Here is an 18,932-nt window from a genome sequence, read left to right on the forward strand (position 1 = left end):
CCACCCCTGCGCCCCCACCCCCTTGCGCTCACCCGGCCCTGCGGCCCCGCTGCCGTCATGTCCGGACCGGCCCGGCGCCCTTGCGTTCACCCGGCCCTGCGGCCCCGCGCCCTGCGTTCGCCGGCCCTGCGCGCCCATTCCCTTGCGTCCAGGCCACTCGGCCCGTGGTGGGGAGCCGCCGTGTTCGCCTGGTCCGGTGGCCCTGACGTGCAGGTCGGGGCTGTGGCGTGTGGTTCGGTGGGTGGTGGTGATCGTGGGGGGCGTCGGTGGGCCCGTTAGCATGCGGACGTACTGATCGCACCGGTTGAAGGAGGCTCGGCATGGCGGGAGAACCGCAGACCGACTGCCTGTTCTGCAAGATCGCCGCAGGAGAGGTCCCCGCGGACGTCGTGCGGGAGACGGAGACGACCGTCGCGTTCCGGGACATCAACCCCCAGGCGCCCACGCATGTTCTCGTCATCCCCAGGGCGCACTATCGTGATGCCGCCGCTCTCGCGGCCGCCGAGCCGGGGCTGACGGCCGAGATCCTGCGGGAGGCGGGTGAGGTGGCGGCCGAGGAGAAGGTGGTCGGCACCGGCTACCGCATCGTCTTCAACACCGGCTCCGGCGCCGGGCAGACCGTCTTCCACGCGCACGCCCATGTGCTCGGCGGCCGTGGCCTGAACTGGCCCCCCGGATAGTCCCTTGTCCTCCCGCGAACTCGTCGTCCTCGGCACCGCCAGCCAGGTGCCCACGCGACACCGCAACCACAACGGCTACCTGCTGCGCTGGGACGGCGAAGGCATCCTGTTCGACCCCGGCGAGGGCACCCAGCGGCAGATGCTGCTCGCCGGGGTCGCCGCGCACGATCTGAACCGGCTCTGCGTCACCCACTTCCACGGGGACCACTCGCTCGGACTGGCCGGGGTGATCCAGCGGATCAACCTCGACCGGGTGCCGCATCCGGTCACCGCTCACTACCCGGAGAGCGGGAAGCGGTTCTTCGACCGGCTGCGCTGGTCCACGGCCTACCGGGAGACCGTTCCGATCACGGAGGAGCCGGTTTCCGGCGAGGGAGGTGTGCTGGTCGCGGGGCCGGAGTTCACCTTCGAGGCCCGGCGGCTCTCGCACCCCGTGGAGTCCTACGGCTACCGGCTCACCGAGCCGGACGGGCGGCGGATGCTGCCGGACCGGCTGGCCGGGTTCGGCATCCGCGGCGCCGATGTGGGGCGCATCCGGCGGGACGGCGTGTTCACCACCGAGGACGGTGTCACCGTCACGCTCGACCAGGTCAGCGAGGCCCGGCGGGGCCAGAGCTTCGCGTTCGTGATGGACACCCGGCTGTGCGAGGGCGTGCACGCGCTCGCCGACGGGTGCGACATGCTGGTGATCGAGTCGACCTTCCTCGACGACGAGACCCGGCTCGCCGAGGAGCACGGCCATCTGACGGCCGGGCAGGCCGGGCGGGCCGCCGCGGAGGCGGGCGTGCGGCACCTGGTGCTCACCCATTTCTCGCAGCGCTACGCCGAGCCCGCCGAGTTCGAACGCCAGGCGCGCGCCGCCGGGTTCGACGGGGAGCTCACCGTCGCCCGGGACCTCATGCGGGTCGCCCTGCCCAAGCGCCGCTGAGCGGTGCTCGACCCGGTTCGTACGATGGGTCATGGTGGTGCAACCTGCAACGAACGTGGTGAGACCGGGGAACATCATGGGGACGACACCGGACGGGATTCCTGAAGCGCGGGAGACGGCGCCCGGCCACTTGCTCGATCCGCTCGCCGCGCTGCGCACTTCCGCTGATCCGGCGGTGGACGTCTATCTGACCGGCGCGGTCTTCCTCGACATCATCTTCACCGGGCTCGACAGCGCCCCCGTCCGCGGCACCGAGTCCTGGGCGCGTGGCATGGGCTCCAGCCCCGGCGGGGTCGCCAACATGGCCACCGCGCTCGCCCGGCTCGGCCTGCGCACCTCGCTCGCCGCGGCCTTCGGCGACGACATGTACGGCGACTACTGCTGGGACAGCCTGGAGGCCGGAGAGGGCATCGACCTGGAGCAGTCGCACCGGGTGCCCGGCTGGCACTCCCCGGTCACCGTCTCCATGGCGTACGAGGGGGAGCGCACGATGGTCACGCACGGCCACGAGGCGCCGCCCGCCGGGCTCGACCCGGCCTGCCCGCCGCCCGCCCGCGCCTGTGTCGCGGCGCTGGCCCCCGGGCGGCACGCCGAGTGGATCGGGGTCGCCGCCGGGCGGGGCAGCCGGATCTTCGCCGACGTCGGCTGGGACGACACCGGGCAGTGGGACCTCGCCGCCCTCCCCGACCTGGAGCTCTGCGAGGCCTTCCTGCCCAACGCGGAGGAGGCGATGCGCTACACCCGCACCGACTGCCCGCGCGCCGCCGCCCGGGCCCTCGCCGAGACCGTGCCGGTCGCCGTCGTCACCATGGGCGCCGACGGCGCGTACGCCGTCGACGGCGGCACCGGGGAGACCGCCGAGGTGCCCGCCATCCGGGTCGAGGCGCTGGACCCCACCGGCGCCGGGGACGTCTTCGTCGCCGGCTTCGTCACCGGGACCCTGGCCGGCTGGCCGCTCGGCGACCGGCTCGCCTTCGCCGGGCTGACCGCCGCCCTCTCGGTGCAGGAGTTCGGCGGCTCGCTGTCCGCGCCCGGCTGGGTGGAGGTCGCCTCCTGGTGGCAGCACGTGAAGTCGTTCGACGACCAGGCGGCGGCATTGCGCCGGTACCGCTTCCTCGACGAGCTGCTGCCCGCCGGGGCCCGGCCCTGGCCGCTGCGCCGGGCGGTGCCCACCATCGGTTTCCGGCCGCGCTGAGCCCGGACGCGGAGCGCGTACGGGCGTACGCGAAAAGCGCTCGGGCGGTGTCGGTGCTCCGTCGTAGGCTGGTATCCCAAGGTGCCGTGCGGCATGGCGCGCGGCATGTCGAGTATGGAAGGCGGGGTGAGCAGGCCAGAGAGCCGGCTCATGACTCAGACACCAGCCAAGACTCCCGCGCAGGGGCAGGCGCGCGCCCACTTCACCGTCCCGGCCAAGCACCCCATGGTCACGGTCCTGGGATCCGGCGACTCCCTGCTGCGAGTGATCGAGAGGGCTTTCCCGTCCACCGATATCCATGTCCGCGGCAACCAGATCAGCGCCGTCGGCGACGCCGGGGAAGTGGCTCTGATCCAGCGCCTGTTCGACGAGATGATGCTGGTGCTCCGCACCGGCCAGCCGATGACGGAGGACGCAGTGGAACGCTCGATCGCCATGCTGCGCGAGGAGGACGGAGCAGCGGGCGCGACCGAGTCCCCCGCCGAGGTGCTCACCCAGAACATCCTGTCCAACCGCGGCCGCACGATCCGCCCGAAGACGCTCAACCAGAAGCGCTACGTCGACGCGATCGACAAGCACACGGTGGTCTTCGGCATCGGCCCGGCCGGTACGGGCAAGACCTACCTGGCCATGGCCAAGGCGGTGCAGGCCCTGCAGTCCAAGCAGGTCAACCGGATCATCCTGACCCGGCCCGCGGTCGAGGCGGGGGAGCGGCTCGGCTTCCTGCCGGGCACCCTCTACGAGAAGATCGACCCGTATCTGCGCCCGCTCTACGACGCGCTGCACGACATGCTGGACCCGGACTCGATCCCGCGCCTCATGGCGGCCGGCACCATCGAGGTCGCCCCGCTGGCGTACATGCGCGGCCGGACGCTCAACGACGCGTTCATCATTCTCGACGAGGCGCAGAACACCAACCCCGAGCAGATGAAGATGTTCCTCACCCGGCTCGGCTTCGACTCCAAGATCGTGATCACGGGTGACGTCACCCAGATCGACCTGCCGGGCGGCACCAAGAGCGGTCTGCGCCAGGTCAGGGAGATCCTGGACGGGGTGGACGACGTCCACTTCTCGATGCTGAACAGCAGTGACGTCGTCCGGCACAAGCTGGTCGGCCGTATCGTCGACGCGTACGAGTCGTACGACAGCCGCAACGGGCTGTGACAATCCAACGAAAGTAACGCGAAAACCCCATGTCGATCGACGTCAACAACGAGTCCGGCACAGACATCGACGAGCAGGCGGTCCTGGACGTCGCCCGCTACGCCCTCACCCGGATGCGTATCCACCCGCTCTCCGAACTCTCGGTGATCGTCGTCGACGCCGACGCCATGGAGCAGCTCCACATCCAGTGGATGGACCTCCCCGGCCCGACCGATGTCATGTCCTTCCCGATGGACGAGCTGCGCCCGCCGGCCAAGGACGACGAGGAGCCCCCGCAGGGGCTCCTCGGTGACATCGTGCTCTGCCCGGAGGTGGCGAAGAAGCAGGGCGAGGAGGCGGAGACGGCCCACTCCATGGACGAGGAGCTCCAGCTCCTCACCGTGCACGGCGTCCTCCACCTGCTCGGCTACGACCACGAGGAGGCGGACGAGCGGGCCGAGATGTTCGGTCTGCAGAAGGCGATCGTCGACGGCTGGCGTGCCGAGCGCGGCCTCGAAGGGCCCTCCCCGGCCCCCACCACGCGATGACCGGATCGTTCGTCGCGGCCGCCGTCCTGCTCGTCGTCGTGGCCTGGCTCGCGGCCTGTGCCGAGGCGGGCCTCGCCCGGACGACCCGGTTCCGTGCGGAGGAGGCCGTCCGCTCCGGGCGGCGCGGCAGCGCCAAGCTGATGGCCGTCGCCGCCGACCCCACCCGCTACCTCAATGTGGCGCTGCTGGTCCGCGTCACCTGCGAGATGGCCGCCGGGGTCCTGGTCACCTACGTGTGCGTGCGCGAGTTCCGGGAGACCTGGGAGGCGCTGGCCGTCGCGCTGGGCGTGATGGTGCTGGTCTCCTATGTCGCCGTCGGGGTCTCCCCGCGCACCATCGGCCGACAGCACCCGCTGAACACCGCCACCGCCGCCGCGTACGTGCTGCTGCCGCTGGCCCGGGTCATGGGGCCGGTCCCGCAGCTCCTGATCCTCCTCGGCAACGCCCTCACCCCCGGCAAGGGCTTCCGCAAGGGCCCCTTCGCCTCGGAGGCGGAGCTCCGCGCCATGGTGGACCTCGCCGAACAGGAGTCCCTCATCGAGGACGAGGAGCGCCGGATGGTGCACTCGGTCTTCGAGCTGGGCGACACCCTGGTCCGCGAGGTGATGGTGCCGCGCACCGACCTGGTCGTCATAGAGCGGGCCAAGACCGTGCGCCAGGCGCTCACCCTCGCGCTGCGCTCCGGCTTCTCCCGCATCCCGGTGACCGGGGAGAACGAGGACGACGTCGTCGGCATCGTGTACGTGAAGGACCTCGCCCGGAAGACGCACATCAACCGGGACGCCGAGACCGACCTGGTCTCCACCGCGATGCGCCCGGCCGCCTTCGTGCCCGACACCAAGAACGCGGGCGACCTGCTGCGCGAGATGCAGCACGACCGCAACCACGTCGCCGTCGTGATCGACGAGTACGGCGGCACCGCCGGCATCGTCACCATCGAGGACATCCTCGAGGAGATCGTCGGCGAGATCACCGACGAGTACGACCGGGAGCTGCCGCCCGTCGAGGAGCTGGGCGAGGAGCGGTACCGGGTCACCGCCCGGCTCGACATCGGCGACCTCGGCGAGCTGTACGGGCTCCAACTGGACGACGAGGACGTGGAGACCGTCGGCGGGCTGCTCGCCAAGTCGCTGGGCCGGGTCCCGATCGCCGGGGCGACGGCCGAGGTCGACCTCTCCGAGGACACCGCCGACCCGACGCTCAAGGCCCTCCGGCTGACCGCGGAGTCGCCCGCCGGCCGCCGGAACCGGATCGTCACGGTCCTGGTCGAGCCGGTGCGCTCCGGTGAGGGCCCGCCGGACGGCAAGGGCGCGGACACCGACGACTGACCGCAGGGCTCCGGGAGCCCGCCGCGGACCGCGGCGGGCCTCCCCGCGTCCGGAGGGTCCGTCAGCCGCGGGCCGCACCCCCGCGACGGCCCAGCCCGACGCCGATCAGCACCGCCACGGCCGCCACGACCACGGCGTCCACGCCCAGCCCCAGCCGGATGCCGCCCAGCGTGGCCGCGACGGCGTCCGCACCGGCCTCCCGCAGGGCGTCGCCCCGGCTGGTCGCCAACGCGCTGAGCAGCGGAATGCCGACCGTGAGCCCCACCTGCTGGGAACTGGTCACCAGACCGGTGGCCAGCCCCTGTTCGCCGTCCGGGACACCGGACGTGGCGATGCTGCCGTACGCGACGATCGCCCACAGGTGCCCGGCGCAGGCCAGGGTCACCCCCGCCGTGGCGGCCCAGGCGCCCCATGCGGCTGTCCCGAGCAGGAACAGCGGCGCGGTGAAGAGCGCCTGCGTCAACAGCCCCAGGAGCAGCGTCGACCGGGCGCCGATCCGGGCGACCAGGCGCGCCGCGATCATCCCGGAGAACACCGCGACCACGCCCTGCACACCGAAGACCAGCCCCGTCCAGAAGGCCGAGAGCCCCAGCACCTCCTGGAGGTAGAGGGTCAGCAGGAAGATGACGGAGCTCATCATCGCGAAGGCGGTCAGGCCCCCGGCGTTGCCCCAGGCCACCGTCGGACGGCGGAGCATCCGCAGGGACACCAGCGGCTCTGCCGCCCGGGACTCCACGGCCACGAACGCGCCCAGCAGCACCACCCCGGCGGCCAGGGTCAGCAGCACGTCCGCACCGCCGAAGCCGCGCTGGGCCGCCGTCGACAGGGCGTAGATCAGGGCCAGCAGACCGCCGGTGACGGTGACGGCGCCCGGAACGTCGACCCGGGGCCGCTGCGGATGACGGCTCTCGGCGAGCAGCCCGGGCGCGGCGAGCAGCACGCCGGCGCCCGCCACCGCCAGCAGGCCCATCGTGGACCGCCAGCCGGCCGTGTCGGTCAGCACACCGCCCAGCACCATGCCCACGGTGAAGCCCAGCGACATCAGGGTGCCGCTGACGCCCAGCGCGCGGTCCCGCTGCGGCCCCTCGGGGAAGGTGGTGGTCAGCAGGGACATACCGGTGGGCACCACGACCGCGGCGCCCAGGCCCTGGAGCGCACGCCCGGTGAGGAAGGACGCCGGGTCCCAGGCCAGCGTGGCCAGCACCGACGCCGCGGTGAACAGGCCCAGGCCGGTGAGGAAGAGCCTGCGCCGCCCGTAGAGGTCGGCGATCCGGCCGAACAGCAGCAGGAAGCCGCCCGACGGCAGCGCGAACGCGGTGACCGCCCACTGGAGGTCGGACTGGCCGAATCCGAGGTCCTCGCCCAGCACGGGCAGCGCCACATTCAGGATGGAGAAGTCGAGCGCGACCATGAACTGGGCCGCGCACAGGATGAGCAGCACGAGCCGGGCCCGCGGGGCGAGCCGTTCCGCCCGGGGCGGGGTATGAGCTGCCGGTGGAGAAGTGGTGTCGATCGCCATGCGACCAGCCTCCGCGGCGCCAAGTCCCCCCGGGGAGCGGGAGTTTATGCTGGTGGTCGCACCACCAGGCAGACAGTGACCGGACGGTGCCGGGGGCGAGCAGGAGGGGGAACCGGTGACGGGGACCGGGGCGGCACGGCAGGCGGCGGGCGCGAAGTCCCGTCGGCGGCAGGAACTACGGGATTTCCTGATGAGCCGCCGGGCCCGGATCAGCCCGGCGGAGGCGGGGCTGCCCGACGGGGGCGCCCGGCGGCGCACGCCCGGACTGCGCCGCGAGGAGGTCGCGGTCCTCGCCGGGGTCGGCGCCTCCTGGTACCAGTGGCTGGAGCAGGGCCGCGACATCACGGTCTCCCCGCAGGTCCTCGACGCGGTCGCCCGGGTGCTGAGGCTCGGCAGCGCCGAACGGCGCCATCTCTACATCCTCGCCGGGCTGAACCCGCCGCTCCCCGAGGCCGAGGAGCCCGGCTCCCCGATATGCGACGGGCTGCGCCGGCTGATCGACGGCTGGATGCCGTTCCCCGCGCACATCCTGGACCCGTACTGGAACACGGTGATGTACAACGACGCCGCCACGCTGGTCTTCGGCTTCGGCCCCGGCGGCAACTGCCTGGTGGACTTCTTCACCGACCCGGCCTACCGGTCGCGCAGCCGCACCTGGCAGGAGGCGGCGCCCGCGGTCGTAGCCCAGTTCCGTGCGTCGGTCTCCGAGCACCCGGACGACGAGGGCTTCCAGCAGATCATCGATGAACTCTCCGCGGTGAGCGAGGAGTTCACCGAGCTGTGGGCCCGCGGTGATGTCCGGGCCGGCGGGCAGCTCGTCAAGGAGCACGAACACCCGGTGGCCGGCAGCCTGTTCTTCGAGAGCACCCAGCTGCGCCTGCCTGCCCGCCCGGACCTGACGGTGGTGCTGCACAACCCGCTGCACGGCACCGACACCGCCGCGAAGCTGGCCTGGCTGACCTCCCCCGAGGGGCGCCGCGAGTCGATCTCCACGGTCGCGGGCTGACGGCCGCCGACGCGGCGGGGCCGGCTGGCGGCCCACCCGTCCGGGGCCGTCGCGACGACGGTGGCGACTGCCCATGCGTCCAGCGGCTGCCGGTCACCGAGAGACGCCCGCCCCCCGGCTTTCCGTCGGCGGTGGCCCGTCCGGCACTCCCACCCGTCCCTTCGACGTCCGGCACTCCCGCCGGCGTCCCTCCGATGTTCGGCACTCCCGCCGGCGTTCCTTCCCCGTCCGGCTCCCACCAGCGGCCCCTCCACGCCCGGCTCTCCCCTCTGGCGGCCCTCCCGCGCCGGGTGACGGGGCGCGGCATATGCTCGTCCGCATGAGCAGCGAAGCGCCTCTCGACCCGGACGACCGCAAGATCATCATCCTCGCCCGTTCCGCCCGGGCGCGGAACTCCGTCCCGGAGGGGGCGGCCGTACGGGACGAGACCGGCCGCACCTATGTCGCCGCCACCGTCGACCTCGACTCCCTCAAGCTCAGCGCGCTGCAGACCGCCGTGGCGATGGCGGTGGCCGGCGGCGCCCAGTCCCTGGAGGCCGCGGCCCTGGTCACCGACGCCGAGGAGGTCTCGGACAGCGACCGGGCCGCGGTGCGCGACCTCGGCGGCCCGGACACCCCCGTCCTCCTCGCGGGCCCCGACGGCACGCTCCGCGCCTCCGTCACCGTCGGGTGACCGGGGCGCCCGCGCCCCGCGGCGCCGACGCACGGGCCGACGGGCGCGCCCCCTCCGGGCCCGGGTCCCCCGGGCTGGTCGAGCCGGGCCGGACGATCGGGGAGAATGGGCGCCATGAGTGACCGATCCCCCTCGTCCCAGTCCGCGCCGGAGGCGACCCACCGCGCGGGCTTCGCGTGCTTCGTCGGCCGCCCCAACGCGGGCAAGTCGACCCTGACCAACGCACTGGTCGGGACGAAGGTGGCGATCACCTCCAACCGGCCGCAGACCACCCGGCACACCGTCCGCGGCATCGTGCACCGCCCCGACGCCCAGCTCGTCCTGGTCGACACCCCGGGGCTGCACAAGCCGCGCACCCTGCTCGGCGAGCGGCTCAACGACGTGGTGCGCACCACCTGGGCCGAGGTCGACGTCATCGGCTTCTGTCTGCCCGCGGACCAGAAGCTCGGCCCCGGCGACCGCTTCATCGCCACCGAGCTGGCCGGGATCAAGAAGACCCCCAAGGTCGCGGTCGTCACCAAGACCGACCTGGTCGACTCCAAGCAACTCGCGGAGCAGCTCATCGCGATCGACCGGCTCGGCAAGGAGCTCGGCATCGAGTGGGCCGAGATCATCCCGGTCTCCGCCGTGGGCGACCGGCAGGTCGGCCTGCTCGCCGATCTGCTCGTCCCGATGCTCCCCGAGAGCCCGGCGCTCTACCCCGAGGGCGACCTCACCGACGAACCCGAGCAGGTCATGGTCGGCGAGCTGATCCGCGAAGCCGCCCTGGAGGGTGTGCGGGACGAGCTGCCGCACTCGATCGCGGTCGTCGTCGAGGAGATGCTGCCCCGGGAGGGGCGCCCCGAGAACAAGCCGCTGCTCGACATCCACGCCAACGTCTACATCGAGCGGCCCAGCCAGAAGGGCATCATCATCGGCCCCAAGGGCGCCCGGCTGAAGGAGGTCGGCGTGAAGTCGCGCAAGCACATCGAGGCGCTCCTCGGCACCCCGGTCTTCCTCGACCTGCACGTCAAGGTCGCCAAGGACTGGCAGCGGGACCCCAAGCAGCTGCGCAAGCTGGGCTTCTAGGGGCCCGCCCCAGCGCCCGTGCCCGCCCCGCGGGGGCGGGCACGACCTTCCGGCTACGCGCCTTCCTTCAGCACCCGGGTGACCAGCTCCCGCTGGGCGTCGCTCAGCCGCGGCTCGGCGCAGTGGAAGGTGCGGCCGTCGACCGTGATCCGGTAGCTGAAGCCGTCGGGCACCCCGGCCGGGGGCGCGTCCCGGCCTCCGGCCGCCGCCTCCTCGGCGAGCGCCTGCCACTGGGGGGCATCGGCCCGCCCCGAGGTGTCCACCTCGGCGCTGCGCTCGATGCCCGCGAACCCTCCGCTGCGTGTCACGTGAATGCGCATGGCTGGACCAGTACCCACTCCGGGGGCCGTTCCCGCCGTCATCCCGCCGTGCGTTGCCGCCCGGTCGGCACCCCCACCTCGGACCAGGCCTTCAGCACCGCCTCCCCTTCCGCGCCCTCGCCGTAGCGGGCCTGCGCGGCGGCGACCGTGAGCCGGGCGAAGTCCGCGAACTCGGCGTCCGAGGCCAGCTCGCCCCCGGTCAGCACGTCGTACCAGATCTGCCCGGCCCGCTCCCAGGCATGGCCGCCGAGCTCCGCGGCGGTGAGGTAGAAGGCCCGGTTGGGGATGCCGGAGTTGATGTGCACCCCGCCGTTGTCGCTGCCGGTGCGGACGTAGTCGTCCATCGACGCGGGCTGCGGGTCCTTGCCCAGGACATCGTCGTCGTACGCGGTGCCCGGGGCCTTCATGGAGCGCAGGGCCTCCCCGGTGACGCGGGGGGCGAGCAGACCCGCACCGATCAGCCAGTCGGCCTCCCCGGCGGTCTGGCCCAGGGCGTACTGCTTGATCAGTGAGCCGAAGACATCGGACATCGACTCGTTGAGGGCGCCCGACTGGCCGAAGTACTCCAGGTTGGCCGTGTACTGGGTGACGCCGTGGGTCAGCTCGTGACCGATCACGTCCACCGGGATGGTGAAGTCGAGGAAGATCTCGCCGTCACCGTCGCCGAAGACCATGCGGTGGCCGTCCCAGAAGGCGTTGCCGTAGTCCTCGCCGTAGTGGACCGTCGCGTCCAGCGGCAGCCCCGAGCCGTCGATGGAGCTGCGGCCGTAGACCTTGAGGTAGAGCTCGAACGTCGCGCCCAGCCCGGCGTAGGCGCGGTTGACGGTCGCGTCCTTGACCGGTTCGTCGCCCTCGCCGCGCACCTTGGTGCCCGGCAGCTGTTCCCGGTGCCGGGCGTCGCAGATGGTGCGGAGCGGCTTGTCGGCGGGGCCCGGGGCGGCCGTCGCGGCGGCGGCTCCGATGACCGTGGTCAGCCGGCGCCTGGTGCGCTGCGAGGCGTCGTGCTCCAGGGTGCGCCGGGCGGGCGAGGCCAGCGCCGGGTCGCCGGCCCGGGCGAGCTTGTCGAGGACGTGGGGCGGCACGATCGTGCAGAAGACTGGGGTCATGCTGCGCAATGTGGCACGGAGTGATGAAAGTGTCACTGGTTGCGACCATGATTACCGCAATGGAGTGACGGCCCGGCCCTCGCTGCCCCAGTGCCCCGCTGTCACACCACTCCACTGTCACGCCATGTCCGTCTTGCATGCTGGAACGGACTCGGCGGCGGGCGGGGGACTCCGCTACGCTGCGGATCATCATGCGTTATGGGCTGCTTCTTCTTAGCCGCCGCGGCGAGGGTCTGTAGTCGAGGCCGACCCCCTCCCCGCGGAGTCCGGTGTTGCCCACCGTCGGCCGTCGAGAACCCTTCGACAGGAGCCCAGCGCACATGAACCCCGCCTCTTCCGTCGGTCGCCCCACGCCCATCACCGCGGCGTCCGTCACCCAGCGGCCCTCCGGAATGCCGATCCACCGCTACGGCCGGTACGAGGCCGTGGACATCCCCGACCGGACTTGGCCGGACAACCGCATCACGCAGGCCCCGCGCTGGCTCTCCACCGACCTGCGGGACGGCAACCAGGCGCTGATCGACCCGATGTCCCCGGCCCGCAAGCGGGCCATGTTCGACCTGCTGGTCTCCATGGGCTACAAGGAGATCGAGGTCGGCTTCCCCTCCTCCGGACAGACCGACTTCGACTTCGTCCGCTCGATCATCGAAGAGGGCGCCGTCCCCGAGGACGTGACGATCTCCGTCCTCACCCAGGCGCGCGAGGAACTGATCGAGCGCACCGTGGAGTCGCTGAAGGGCGCGCACCGGGCGACCGTGCACCTGTACAACGCGACCGCGCCGGTCTTCCGCCGGGTGGTCTTCCGCGGCTCCCGTGAGCAGGTCAAGGCCATCGCCACCGACGGCACCCGGCTGGTCATGGAGTACGCCGAGAAGCTGCTGGGCGACGAGACGGCCTTCGGCTACCAGTACAGCCCCGAGATCTTCACCGACACCGAGCTGGACTTCGCCCTGGAGGTCTGCGAAGGCGTCATGGACGTCTGGCAGCCGGAGTCCGGCCGCGAGATCATCCTCAATCTGCCCGCCACCGTGGAGCGTTCGACCCCGAGCACGCACGCCGACCGCTTCGAGTGGATGTCGCGGAACCTCTCCCGCCGTGAGCACGTATGTCTGTCGGTGCACCCGCACAACGACCGCGGCACCGCCGTCGCCGCCGCCGAACTGGCCGTCATGGCGGGCGCCGACCGCATCGAGGGCTGCCTGTTCGGCCAGGGCGAGCGCACCGGCAACGTCGACCTGGTGACGCTGGGCATGAACCTGTTCAGCCAGGGCGTCGACCCGCAGATCGACTTCTCGCAGATCGACGAGATCCGTCGCACCGCCGAGTACTGCAACCAGATGACCATCCACCCGCGCCACCCCTACGCGGGCGACCTGGTCTACACCGCCTTCTCCGGCTCCCACCAGGACGCCATCAAGAAGGGCTTCGAGGCCATGGAGACCGAGGCCGCCGCTCAGGGCAAGCCGGTGGGGGACGTCGAGTGGGCCGTGCCGTACCTGCCCATCGACCCCAAGGACGTCGGCCGCTCCTACGAGGCCGTGATCCGGGTCAACTCGCAGTCCGGCAAGGGCGGAATCGCCTACGTCCTGAAGAACGACCACCACCTCGACCTGCCGCGCCGGATGCAGATCGAGTTCTCGAAGATCATCCAGACGAAGACCGACACCGAGGGCGGCGAGGTCACCCCGGCGCAGATCTGGTCCACCTTCCAGGACGAGTACCTGCCCACCCCGGAGAACGCCTGGGGCCGGATCGCGCTGCGCTCCGCCCAGACCTCGACCACCACGGACGGCGGGGACGCGCTCACCGTGGAGGCCGTGGTCGACGGGGTGGACACGGTCCTGACCGGAACCGGCAACGGCCCGATCTCCGCGTTCTTCGACGCGCTGGCCGCGATCGGCATCGACGCCCGGCTGCTGGACTACCAGGAGCACACGATGAGCGAGGGCGCGAGCGCCCGCGCCGCCTCGTACATCGAGTGCGCCATCGACGGAAAGGTGCTGTGGGGCATCGGGACCGACCCCAACACCACCCGCGCGTCGCTGAAGGCCGTCATCTCCGCGGTGAACCGGGCCGCGCGCGGCTGATTCCGCGCCGTTTCCGCCCCTGTGCCCCCGTTCCGGCGCCGGAACGGGGGAACAGCCGTGTCCGGGGTGGGCCCGCGGTGTGATCTGCGCCGCCCGGCGGCCGGCTCCCGCCGGGCGCCCCACCGGCCCGCCGCAGGTCGGGCGGGTCCGGATGCCCGCTCCCGGGCGCCGGGGGGCGCCGCCGCGGCGCGCGGCCGGACGGCCGGCTCCGCACAGGGTGCTGACGTCGCATCACGGATGTGGTTAACATCACCTCCACACGGCGCCGTTGCCGAAGAGTCACCGAGTGACGGCAGTCCGTGTCGGTACATTCGGGGCCGATGTGGCGGAGGTGCGCAATGCAGCGCGTGTGGGGAATGCGCACGACGTGGCGCACCGTCGGTGACGGTGAGTTCTTCTGCCCGGACTGCGGGGGTGACCGCAACCACCGCCGGCGCACCGGCCGCCGCCGGCTCGCCGTGTTCGGTCTGCCGCTCCTCCCGCGCGGCGCCACCGGCCCCGTCGTCGAGTGCTGCTCCTGCCACGGACGGTTCGGCGCCGACGTCCTCGACCACCCGACCACCACCCGCTTCTCCGCCATGCTCCGGGACGCCGTGCACACCGTCGCGCTCGCCGTCCTCGCGGCGGGCGGCGCCGAGGACCGCGGTGTCCGGGAGGTCGCGGTCGGCGCGGTGCGCGGCGCCGGATTCGAGGACTGCACCGGAGAACAGCTGCTCGCGCTGGTCGAAGCCCTGGCCGCCGACACCGGGCGGCTGCCCGGCTGCTTCGACGGCGGCCTCGAAGGCGGCACCGCGCTGGCGATCGAGCTCCACGAGGCCCTCGAACCGCTGTCCCCGCACCTCGCCCCGGTGGGCCGGGAGGGGATCCTGCTGCAGGGCGCCCGGATCGCGCTCGCCGACGGCCCGTACAGCCCCGCGGAGCGCGAGGCGCTCGCCGCCGTCGGCCGGGCCCTCCTCCTCGGCCACGAGGAGACCGAGGGGCTGCTCGCCGCGGCGGCCCGCACTCCCTCCTGACCCGGCCCGCCGCGACCCGCGCCGTACCGCCCTTCCCGATGTGCCCGCCCCGCCCTCGACCCGCGCCCCGGCCGCCGGTGCCGGTCCCTCCGTACGGGACAATGGCGGCATGAGTCTGTTCCGCGACGACGGCATCGTGCTGCGCACCCAGAAGCTGGGTGAGGCGGACCGGATCATCACGCTGCTCACGCGCGGCCACGGCCGGGTGCGGGCGGTCGCCCGCGGAGTGCGCCGCACCAAGTCGAAGTTCGGGGCCCGGCTGGAGCCGTTCTCCCACGTCGACGTGCAGTTCTTCGCGCGGGGCAGCGAACTCGTGGGGCGTGGCCTGCCGCTCTGCACCCAGAGCGAGACCATCGCCCCGTACGGTGGCGGCATCGTCACCGACTACGCCCGCTACACCGCCGGCACCGCCATGCTGGAGACCGCGGAACGGTTCACCGACCACGAGGGCGAACCCGCCGTGCAGCAGTACCTGCTGCTCGTCGGGGGTTTGCGGACGCTGGCGTCGGGGGCGCACGAGCCGCATCTCGTCCTGGACGCGTTCCTGCTCCGCTCCCTCGCCGTCAACGGCTACGCCCCGAGCTTCGAGGCGTGTGCGCGCTGCGGGATGCCCGGCCCCAACCGGTTCTTCTCGGTCGCCGCCGGGGGCGTCGTGTGCGTCGACTGCCGGGTTCCCGGCAGCGTCGTACCCTCGACGGAAGCTCTGACGCTGCTCGGCGCGCTGCTGACCGGCGACTGGGAGACCGCGGACCGGAGCGAGGCCCGGCACGCCCGGGAGGGCAGTGGACTCGTGGCGGCGTATCTGCACTGGCATTTGGAGCGCGGACTGCGCTCGCTCAGGTATGTAGAGAAATAGGAGACGGAACGCAATGGCACGACGCGGGCTTCTGGGCCGCCGCCGCGAGTACCTGCCCCCCGAGCCGCACCCGTCCGGTGCGCGCCCGCCGAGGATTCCGGCCGAGTTGGTGCCGAACCATGTGGCGGTCGTGATGGACGGCAACGGCCGCTGGGCGAAGGAGCGCGGTCTGCCGCGCACCGAGGGGCACAAGGTCGGCGAGGGCGTCGTCATGGACGTCCTCAAGGGCTGTCTGGAGATGGGCGTCAAGAACCTCTCCCTGTACGCCTTCTCCACCGAGAACTGGAAGCGCTCGCCGGACGAGGTGCGCTTCCTGATGAACTTCAACCGCGATGTGATCCGGCGCCGCCGCGACGAGATGGACGCCCTGGGCATCCGGATCCGCTGGACCGGCCGGATGCCGAAGCTGTGGAAGTCGGTCGTCCAGGAGCTCCAGGTGGCACAGGAGCAGACCAAGGACAACGACGCGATGACGCTCTACTTCTGCGTCAACTACGGCGGCCGTGCGGAGATCGCCGATGCGGCGGCGGCCATCGCCGCGGACGTGAAGGCGGGGAAGCTCGACCCCTCGAAGGTGAACGAGAAGACCCTCGCCAAGTACATGTACTACCCGGACATGCCGGACGTGGACCTGTTCGTGCGCCCCTCGGGCGAGCAGCGCACCTCCAACTACCTGATATGGCAGAGCGCTTACGCCGAGATGGTCTTCCAGGATGTGCTGTGGCCGGACTTCGACCGCCGTGACCTGTGGCGGGCCTGCCTGGAGTACGCCTCCCGGGACCGCCGGTTCGGCGGCGCGCTGCCGAATGCGGGGGAGGAGACCGACGGGACGTCCGCCCCGGCCGGTTCCTGAACCCCCGCCCGGTTCGTACCCCGGCCGGTTCCTGAATCCCGGTTCGTACCCCGGCCGGAAGGCCGCCGCTCCGCCCCCGCGCCTCGTCCGGTGCGGGGGCGGACGTCGTGGGGGGAGCGGGGCGCGCTGGAGGGCGTGGTGGGACCGCGCCGCGGGGTTCCCCGGTCCTGGGGGCGGGTGTGCGTGTGCGGAGGGCGTACGGAGCCGTCTCGGGCGCTGTCCGCGCGCCCTACGGGCCCCGGGGCGGTTCTCGCGCTGGATGGGCCCCTCGGGGGCGTTCGCGCGCCGGCGGGCCTCCCGGGGCGTTCTGCCGTCCTCGCCGCTCTCCTGCGGGCTCAGGACCGCGCTGCCGCGCACTCCCCGCAGGTGCCGAAGATCTCGATGGTGTGGGCGACGTCCACGAAGCCGTGGTCGGCGGCGATCTGCTCGGCCCACTTCTCCACCGCCGGGCCCTCCACCTCGACCGCCTTGCCGCAGTGGCTGCACACCAGATGGTGGTGGTGGTCGTCGGTGCTGCAACGGCGGTAGACGGCCTCGCCCTCACTGGTCCGCAGGACGTCCACCTCGCCGGCGTCGGCGAGCGACTGGAGGGTGCGGTAGACGGTGGTCAGGCCGACCGAGTCGCCACGGTGCTTGAGCATGTCGTGCAGCTCCTGGGCGCTGCGGAACTCGTCCACCTCGTCGAGTGCCGCCGCCACTGCGGCGCGCTGTCGGGTCGACCGGCCGCGCACCGGGGCGGTGTTCGCCGAACTGCTCCCCGCGGTAGCCACCGTTGCCTCCTCAAGATCACCCGTTCCGCACGTACGGGTCGCCATTGTGCCAGCCCGGGCGTGCGGAAGCGGCTACACCTTGACGTCGTCCCCCGTGGCGGCGACGCCCGGTGGTACTTCAAGGGTGCACTCTTCCCCGGCCGCCGCGGCCCGTCGGGCCCGTTTTTTCGCCATCGGCGCGGCGAGCGCGGTGATCACTCCGAAGACGGCGATGGCGAGGATGACGATGCTCGCCCCGGGCGGCACGTTGACGTAGAACGAGCCGACCGTGCCGGACAGGCTGACCACCACGCCGATCCCGATCGCGAGGGCCAGCGTCATGGCGAAACCGCGGGTGGCCTGCTGGGCGGCGGCCACCGGGACCACCATCAGCGCGCTGACCAGCAGCAGGCCGACGACCCGCATCGCCACGGTGACGGTGACGGCCGCGGTGACGGCCAGCAGCAGATTCAGCAGCCGGACCGGCAGACCGGTGACCCGGGCGAACTCCTCGTCCTGGCAGACGGCGAACAGCTGGCGCCGCAGCCCCAGCGTGATCAGCACCACGAAGGCGGCCAGTACCGAGATCGCCACCACGTCGGACCGGGACACCGTGGTGATCGAGCCGAAGAGATACGAGGTGAGGCTGGCGTTGGACCCGTTCGGCGAAAGATTGATCAGCAGCACGCCGCCGGCCATGCCGCCGTAGAACAGCATCGCCAGCGCCAGATCGCCGCGCGCCTTGCCGTACCAGCGGATCAGCTCCATCAGGACGGCGCCGAGCGAGGAGACCAGCACGGCCGTCCACACCGGGTTGGTGCCGGTGAGGAAGCCCAGGGCGACACCGGTCAGGGCCACGTGCCCGATGCCGTCGCCCATGATCGCCTGGCGGCGCTGCACGAGGTAGATCCCGACGGCGGGGGCGGTGATGCCCACCAGCACGGCGGCCAGCAGCGCCCGCTGCATGAAGTCGTAGGTGAGGAGGTCCATGGCTCTCAGCACCCCCGGGACGGCCGCGGGAGGCGGCGGCCGGTGCGGTGGGTCGTTGTGGTGGTCATCAGGTCAGCAGCCCCGTCCGGATCGGCTCCGCGGCGGTGTCCGCGTGCGGATGCACATGGTCGTGGCCCGGCAGCGCGTGCTGGCCGACGGCCTGCGGCGGCGGCCCGTCGTGGACCACGCAGCCGTCGCGCAGCACCACGGCTCGGTCGATCAGCGGCTCCAGCGGACCGAGTTCGTGCAGGACGAGCAGGACGGTGGCGCCGTCGGAGACCGCCTCGCGCAGGGTCGCGGCGAGGACCTCCTGGCTGGCGTGGTCCACACCGGCCATCGGTTCGTCCATGATCAGAAGTTCGGGTTCGGCCGCGAGGGCGCGGGCGATCAGCACCCGCTGGTGCTGGCCGCCGGAGAGCGCGTTCACGGAGTCCTTGGCCCGGTCGGCCATGCCCACCAGCTCCAGGGCCCGGTCCACCGCGGCCCGGTCGGCGCGGCGCAGCACGCCCAGCCTGGCCCGGGACAGCCGGCCCGCCGAGACGACCTCGCGGACCGTCGCCGGCACGCCGCTCGCGGCAGTGGTGCGCTGCGGCACGTAGCCGATGCGCGCCCAGTCGCGGAACCGGCGCCCCTCGGTACCGAACAGCTCCAGCTCACCGCCGGTGAGCGGCACCTGCCCCACCACGGCCCGTACGGCCGTCGACTTCCCGGAGCCGTTGGCGCCGAGCAGGGCGACGACCTCGCCGCGCCGCACGGTCAGGTCGACCTTGCGCAGCACCGGCCGCGCGCCGAGCGAGGCGGATGCCCCGCGCAGCGAGACGACCGGCTGCTCCTCGTCGCCGGTACGGTCTTCGGCGCGGCGTGCCATGG

At 72.4% G+C, this 18,932-nt stretch carries 19 protein-coding genes; 13 read left to right on the top strand and 6 right to left on the bottom strand.

All coding sequences use genetic code 11. From position 1 onward, the window contains the following. Positions 1 to 320: 320 nt before the first annotated feature. From AC3EQ1_RS26440 to AC3EQ1_RS26465, 6 genes are all read left to right on the top strand, one after another. Positions 321 to 680: a histidine triad nucleotide-binding protein gene (locus AC3EQ1_RS26440; RefSeq protein WP_432096842.1), complete on the top strand. Its 360-nt coding sequence runs from the start codon at positions 321 to 323 to the stop codon at positions 678 to 680. Between the two features lie 4 nt (positions 681 to 684). Beyond that, on the top strand, positions 685 to 1,608 hold the full coding sequence (locus AC3EQ1_RS26445; protein WP_432096843.1) for a ribonuclease Z: 924 nt from the start codon (positions 685 to 687) through the stop codon (positions 1,606 to 1,608). 76 nt (positions 1,609 to 1,684) lie between these two features. Beyond that, positions 1,685 to 2,803, top strand: a complete 1,119-nt coding sequence (locus AC3EQ1_RS26450) for a carbohydrate kinase family protein (RefSeq protein WP_432096844.1) — start codon at positions 1,685 to 1,687, stop codon at positions 2,801 to 2,803. A 150-nt stretch (positions 2,804 to 2,953) separates the two neighbouring features. Continuing rightward, complete coding sequence (locus AC3EQ1_RS26455) at positions 2,954 to 3,967, top strand: PhoH family protein (protein WP_351506196.1); 1,014 nt, start codon at positions 2,954 to 2,956, stop codon at positions 3,965 to 3,967. A gap of 29 nt (positions 3,968 to 3,996) precedes the next feature. Then, complete coding sequence (gene ybeY, locus AC3EQ1_RS26460) at positions 3,997 to 4,494, top strand: rRNA maturation RNase YbeY (protein WP_432096845.1); 498 nt, start codon at positions 3,997 to 3,999, stop codon at positions 4,492 to 4,494. Beyond that, a complete protein-coding gene (locus AC3EQ1_RS26465; RefSeq protein ID WP_432096846.1) occupies positions 4,491 to 5,822 on the top strand; it encodes a hemolysin family protein in 1,332 nt (443 codons plus the stop codon). The genes ybeY and AC3EQ1_RS26465 overlap by 4 nt, the downstream gene beginning before the upstream one ends. A 61-nt stretch (positions 5,823 to 5,883) precedes the next feature. On the opposite strand, the gene AC3EQ1_RS26470 is transcribed toward AC3EQ1_RS26465, so the two are convergent. Further along, positions 5,884 to 7,341, bottom strand: a complete 1,458-nt coding sequence (locus AC3EQ1_RS26470; RefSeq protein WP_432096847.1) for an MFS transporter — start codon at positions 7,339 to 7,341, stop codon at positions 5,884 to 5,886. A gap of 190 nt (positions 7,342 to 7,531) precedes the next feature. Here AC3EQ1_RS26470 and AC3EQ1_RS26475 point away from each other — a divergent pair, with 190 nt between their 5' ends. The 3 genes from AC3EQ1_RS26475 to era all read left to right on the top strand — a co-directional run bounded on the left by AC3EQ1_RS26475 (position 7,532) and on the right by era (position 10,088). Continuing rightward, positions 7,532 to 8,347 (top strand): helix-turn-helix transcriptional regulator, encoded by an 816-nt coding sequence (locus AC3EQ1_RS26475; protein ID WP_432096875.1) that lies wholly within the window; start codon positions 7,532 to 7,534, stop codon positions 8,345 to 8,347. Positions 8,348 to 8,654: 307 nt separating this feature from the next. Beyond that, a complete protein-coding gene (locus AC3EQ1_RS26480; RefSeq protein WP_432096848.1) occupies positions 8,655 to 9,020 on the top strand; it encodes a cytidine deaminase in 366 nt (121 codons plus the stop codon). A 105-nt stretch (positions 9,021 to 9,125) separates the two neighbouring features. Beyond that, complete coding sequence (gene era, locus AC3EQ1_RS26485; RefSeq protein ID WP_432096849.1) at positions 9,126 to 10,088, top strand: GTPase Era; 963 nt, start codon at positions 9,126 to 9,128, stop codon at positions 10,086 to 10,088. A 53-nt stretch (positions 10,089 to 10,141) separates the two neighbouring features. On the opposite strand, the gene AC3EQ1_RS26490 is transcribed toward era, so the two are convergent. Both AC3EQ1_RS26490 and AC3EQ1_RS26495 read right to left on the bottom strand, forming a co-directional pair. Further along, on the bottom strand, positions 10,142 to 10,408 hold the full coding sequence (locus AC3EQ1_RS26490; RefSeq protein ID WP_432096850.1) for a protealysin inhibitor emfourin: 267 nt from the start codon (positions 10,406 to 10,408) through the stop codon (positions 10,142 to 10,144). Between the two features lie 38 nt (positions 10,409 to 10,446). After that, entirely contained in the window at positions 10,447 to 11,514 is a 1,068-nt protein-coding gene (locus AC3EQ1_RS26495; RefSeq protein WP_432096851.1) for a M4 family metallopeptidase, read from the bottom strand. Between the two features lie 320 nt (positions 11,515 to 11,834). Here AC3EQ1_RS26495 and leuA point away from each other — a divergent pair, with 320 nt between their 5' ends. The 4 genes from leuA (at position 11,835) to AC3EQ1_RS26515 (ending at position 16,323) form a co-directional block, all read left to right on the top strand. Beyond that, positions 11,835 to 13,601, top strand: a complete 1,767-nt coding sequence (gene leuA / locus AC3EQ1_RS26500; protein ID WP_432096852.1) for a 2-isopropylmalate synthase — start codon at positions 11,835 to 11,837, stop codon at positions 13,599 to 13,601. Positions 13,602 to 13,939: 338 nt separating this feature from the next. Continuing rightward, on the top strand, positions 13,940 to 14,614 hold the full coding sequence (locus tag AC3EQ1_RS26505; protein WP_432096853.1) for a tellurite resistance TerB family protein: 675 nt from the start codon (positions 13,940 to 13,942) through the stop codon (positions 14,612 to 14,614). Between the two features lie 109 nt (positions 14,615 to 14,723). Further along, a complete protein-coding gene (gene recO, locus AC3EQ1_RS26510; RefSeq protein ID WP_351506217.1) occupies positions 14,724 to 15,470 on the top strand; it encodes a DNA repair protein RecO in 747 nt (248 codons plus the stop codon). A gap of 13 nt (positions 15,471 to 15,483) precedes the next feature. Then, positions 15,484 to 16,323, top strand: a complete 840-nt coding sequence (locus AC3EQ1_RS26515; RefSeq protein WP_432096854.1) for an isoprenyl transferase — start codon at positions 15,484 to 15,486, stop codon at positions 16,321 to 16,323. 335 nt (positions 16,324 to 16,658) lie between these two features. On the opposite strand, the gene AC3EQ1_RS26520 is transcribed toward AC3EQ1_RS26515, so the two are convergent. The 3 genes from AC3EQ1_RS26520 to AC3EQ1_RS26530 form a co-directional block, all read right to left on the bottom strand. Beyond that, positions 16,659 to 17,093, bottom strand: coding sequence for a Fur family transcriptional regulator (locus AC3EQ1_RS26520; protein ID WP_351506221.1), 435 nt, complete (start codon positions 17,091 to 17,093; stop codon positions 16,659 to 16,661). Between the two features lie 72 nt (positions 17,094 to 17,165). Continuing rightward, positions 17,166 to 18,062 carry a metal ABC transporter permease gene (locus tag AC3EQ1_RS26525; RefSeq protein ID WP_432096855.1) on the bottom strand — a complete coding sequence of 299 codons (897 nt, stop codon included), beginning with the start codon at positions 18,060 to 18,062 and terminating at the stop codon, positions 17,166 to 17,168. Between the two features lie 67 nt (positions 18,063 to 18,129). Continuing rightward, positions 18,130 to 18,930 (bottom strand): metal ABC transporter ATP-binding protein, encoded by an 801-nt coding sequence (locus tag AC3EQ1_RS26530; protein ID WP_432096856.1) that lies wholly within the window; start codon positions 18,928 to 18,930, stop codon positions 18,130 to 18,132. Between the last annotated feature and the right edge of the window lie 2 nt (positions 18,931 to 18,932).

Source organism: Streptomyces sp. bgisy100 (assembly GCF_057709105.1).

Coding starts and splice junctions, on each gene's coding strand:
- ybeY (WP_432096845.1), top strand. CDS start 3,997: ATGTCGATCGACGTCAACAACGAGTCCGGCACAGACATCGACGAGCAG.
- recO (WP_351506217.1), top strand. CDS start 14,724: ATGAGTCTGTTCCGCGACGACGGCATCGTGCTGCGCACCCAGAAGCTG.
- AC3EQ1_RS26515 (WP_432096854.1), top strand. CDS start 15,484: ATGGCACGACGCGGGCTTCTGGGCCGCCGCCGCGAGTACCTGCCCCCC.
- era (WP_432096849.1), top strand. CDS start 9,126: ATGGGCGCCATGAGTGACCGATCCCCCTCGTCCCAGTCCGCGCCGGAG.
- AC3EQ1_RS26490 (WP_432096850.1), bottom strand. CDS start 10,408: ATGCGCATTCACGTGACACGCAGCGGAGGGTTCGCGGGCATCGAGCGC.
- leuA (WP_432096852.1), top strand. CDS start 11,835: ATGAACCCCGCCTCTTCCGTCGGTCGCCCCACGCCCATCACCGCGGCG.
- AC3EQ1_RS26470 (WP_432096847.1), bottom strand. CDS start 7,341: ATGGCGATCGACACCACTTCTCCACCGGCAGCTCATACCCCGCCCCGG.
- AC3EQ1_RS26465 (WP_432096846.1), top strand. CDS start 4,491: ATGACCGGATCGTTCGTCGCGGCCGCCGTCCTGCTCGTCGTCGTGGCC.
- AC3EQ1_RS26495 (WP_432096851.1), bottom strand. CDS start 11,514: ATGACCCCAGTCTTCTGCACGATCGTGCCGCCCCACGTCCTCGACAAG.
- AC3EQ1_RS26455 (WP_351506196.1), top strand. CDS start 2,954: ATGACTCAGACACCAGCCAAGACTCCCGCGCAGGGGCAGGCGCGCGCC.
- AC3EQ1_RS26530 (WP_432096856.1), bottom strand. CDS start 18,930: ATGGCACGCCGCGCCGAAGACCGTACCGGCGACGAGGAGCAGCCGGTC.
- AC3EQ1_RS26475 (WP_432096875.1), top strand. CDS start 7,532: ATGAGCCGCCGGGCCCGGATCAGCCCGGCGGAGGCGGGGCTGCCCGAC.
- AC3EQ1_RS26480 (WP_432096848.1), top strand. CDS start 8,655: ATGCTCGTCCGCATGAGCAGCGAAGCGCCTCTCGACCCGGACGACCGC.
- AC3EQ1_RS26525 (WP_432096855.1), bottom strand. CDS start 18,062: ATGGACCTCCTCACCTACGACTTCATGCAGCGGGCGCTGCTGGCCGCC.
- AC3EQ1_RS26505 (WP_432096853.1), top strand. CDS start 13,940: ATGCAGCGCGTGTGGGGAATGCGCACGACGTGGCGCACCGTCGGTGAC.
- AC3EQ1_RS26450 (WP_432096844.1), top strand. CDS start 1,685: ATGGGGACGACACCGGACGGGATTCCTGAAGCGCGGGAGACGGCGCCC.
- AC3EQ1_RS26440 (WP_432096842.1), top strand. CDS start 321: ATGGCGGGAGAACCGCAGACCGACTGCCTGTTCTGCAAGATCGCCGCA.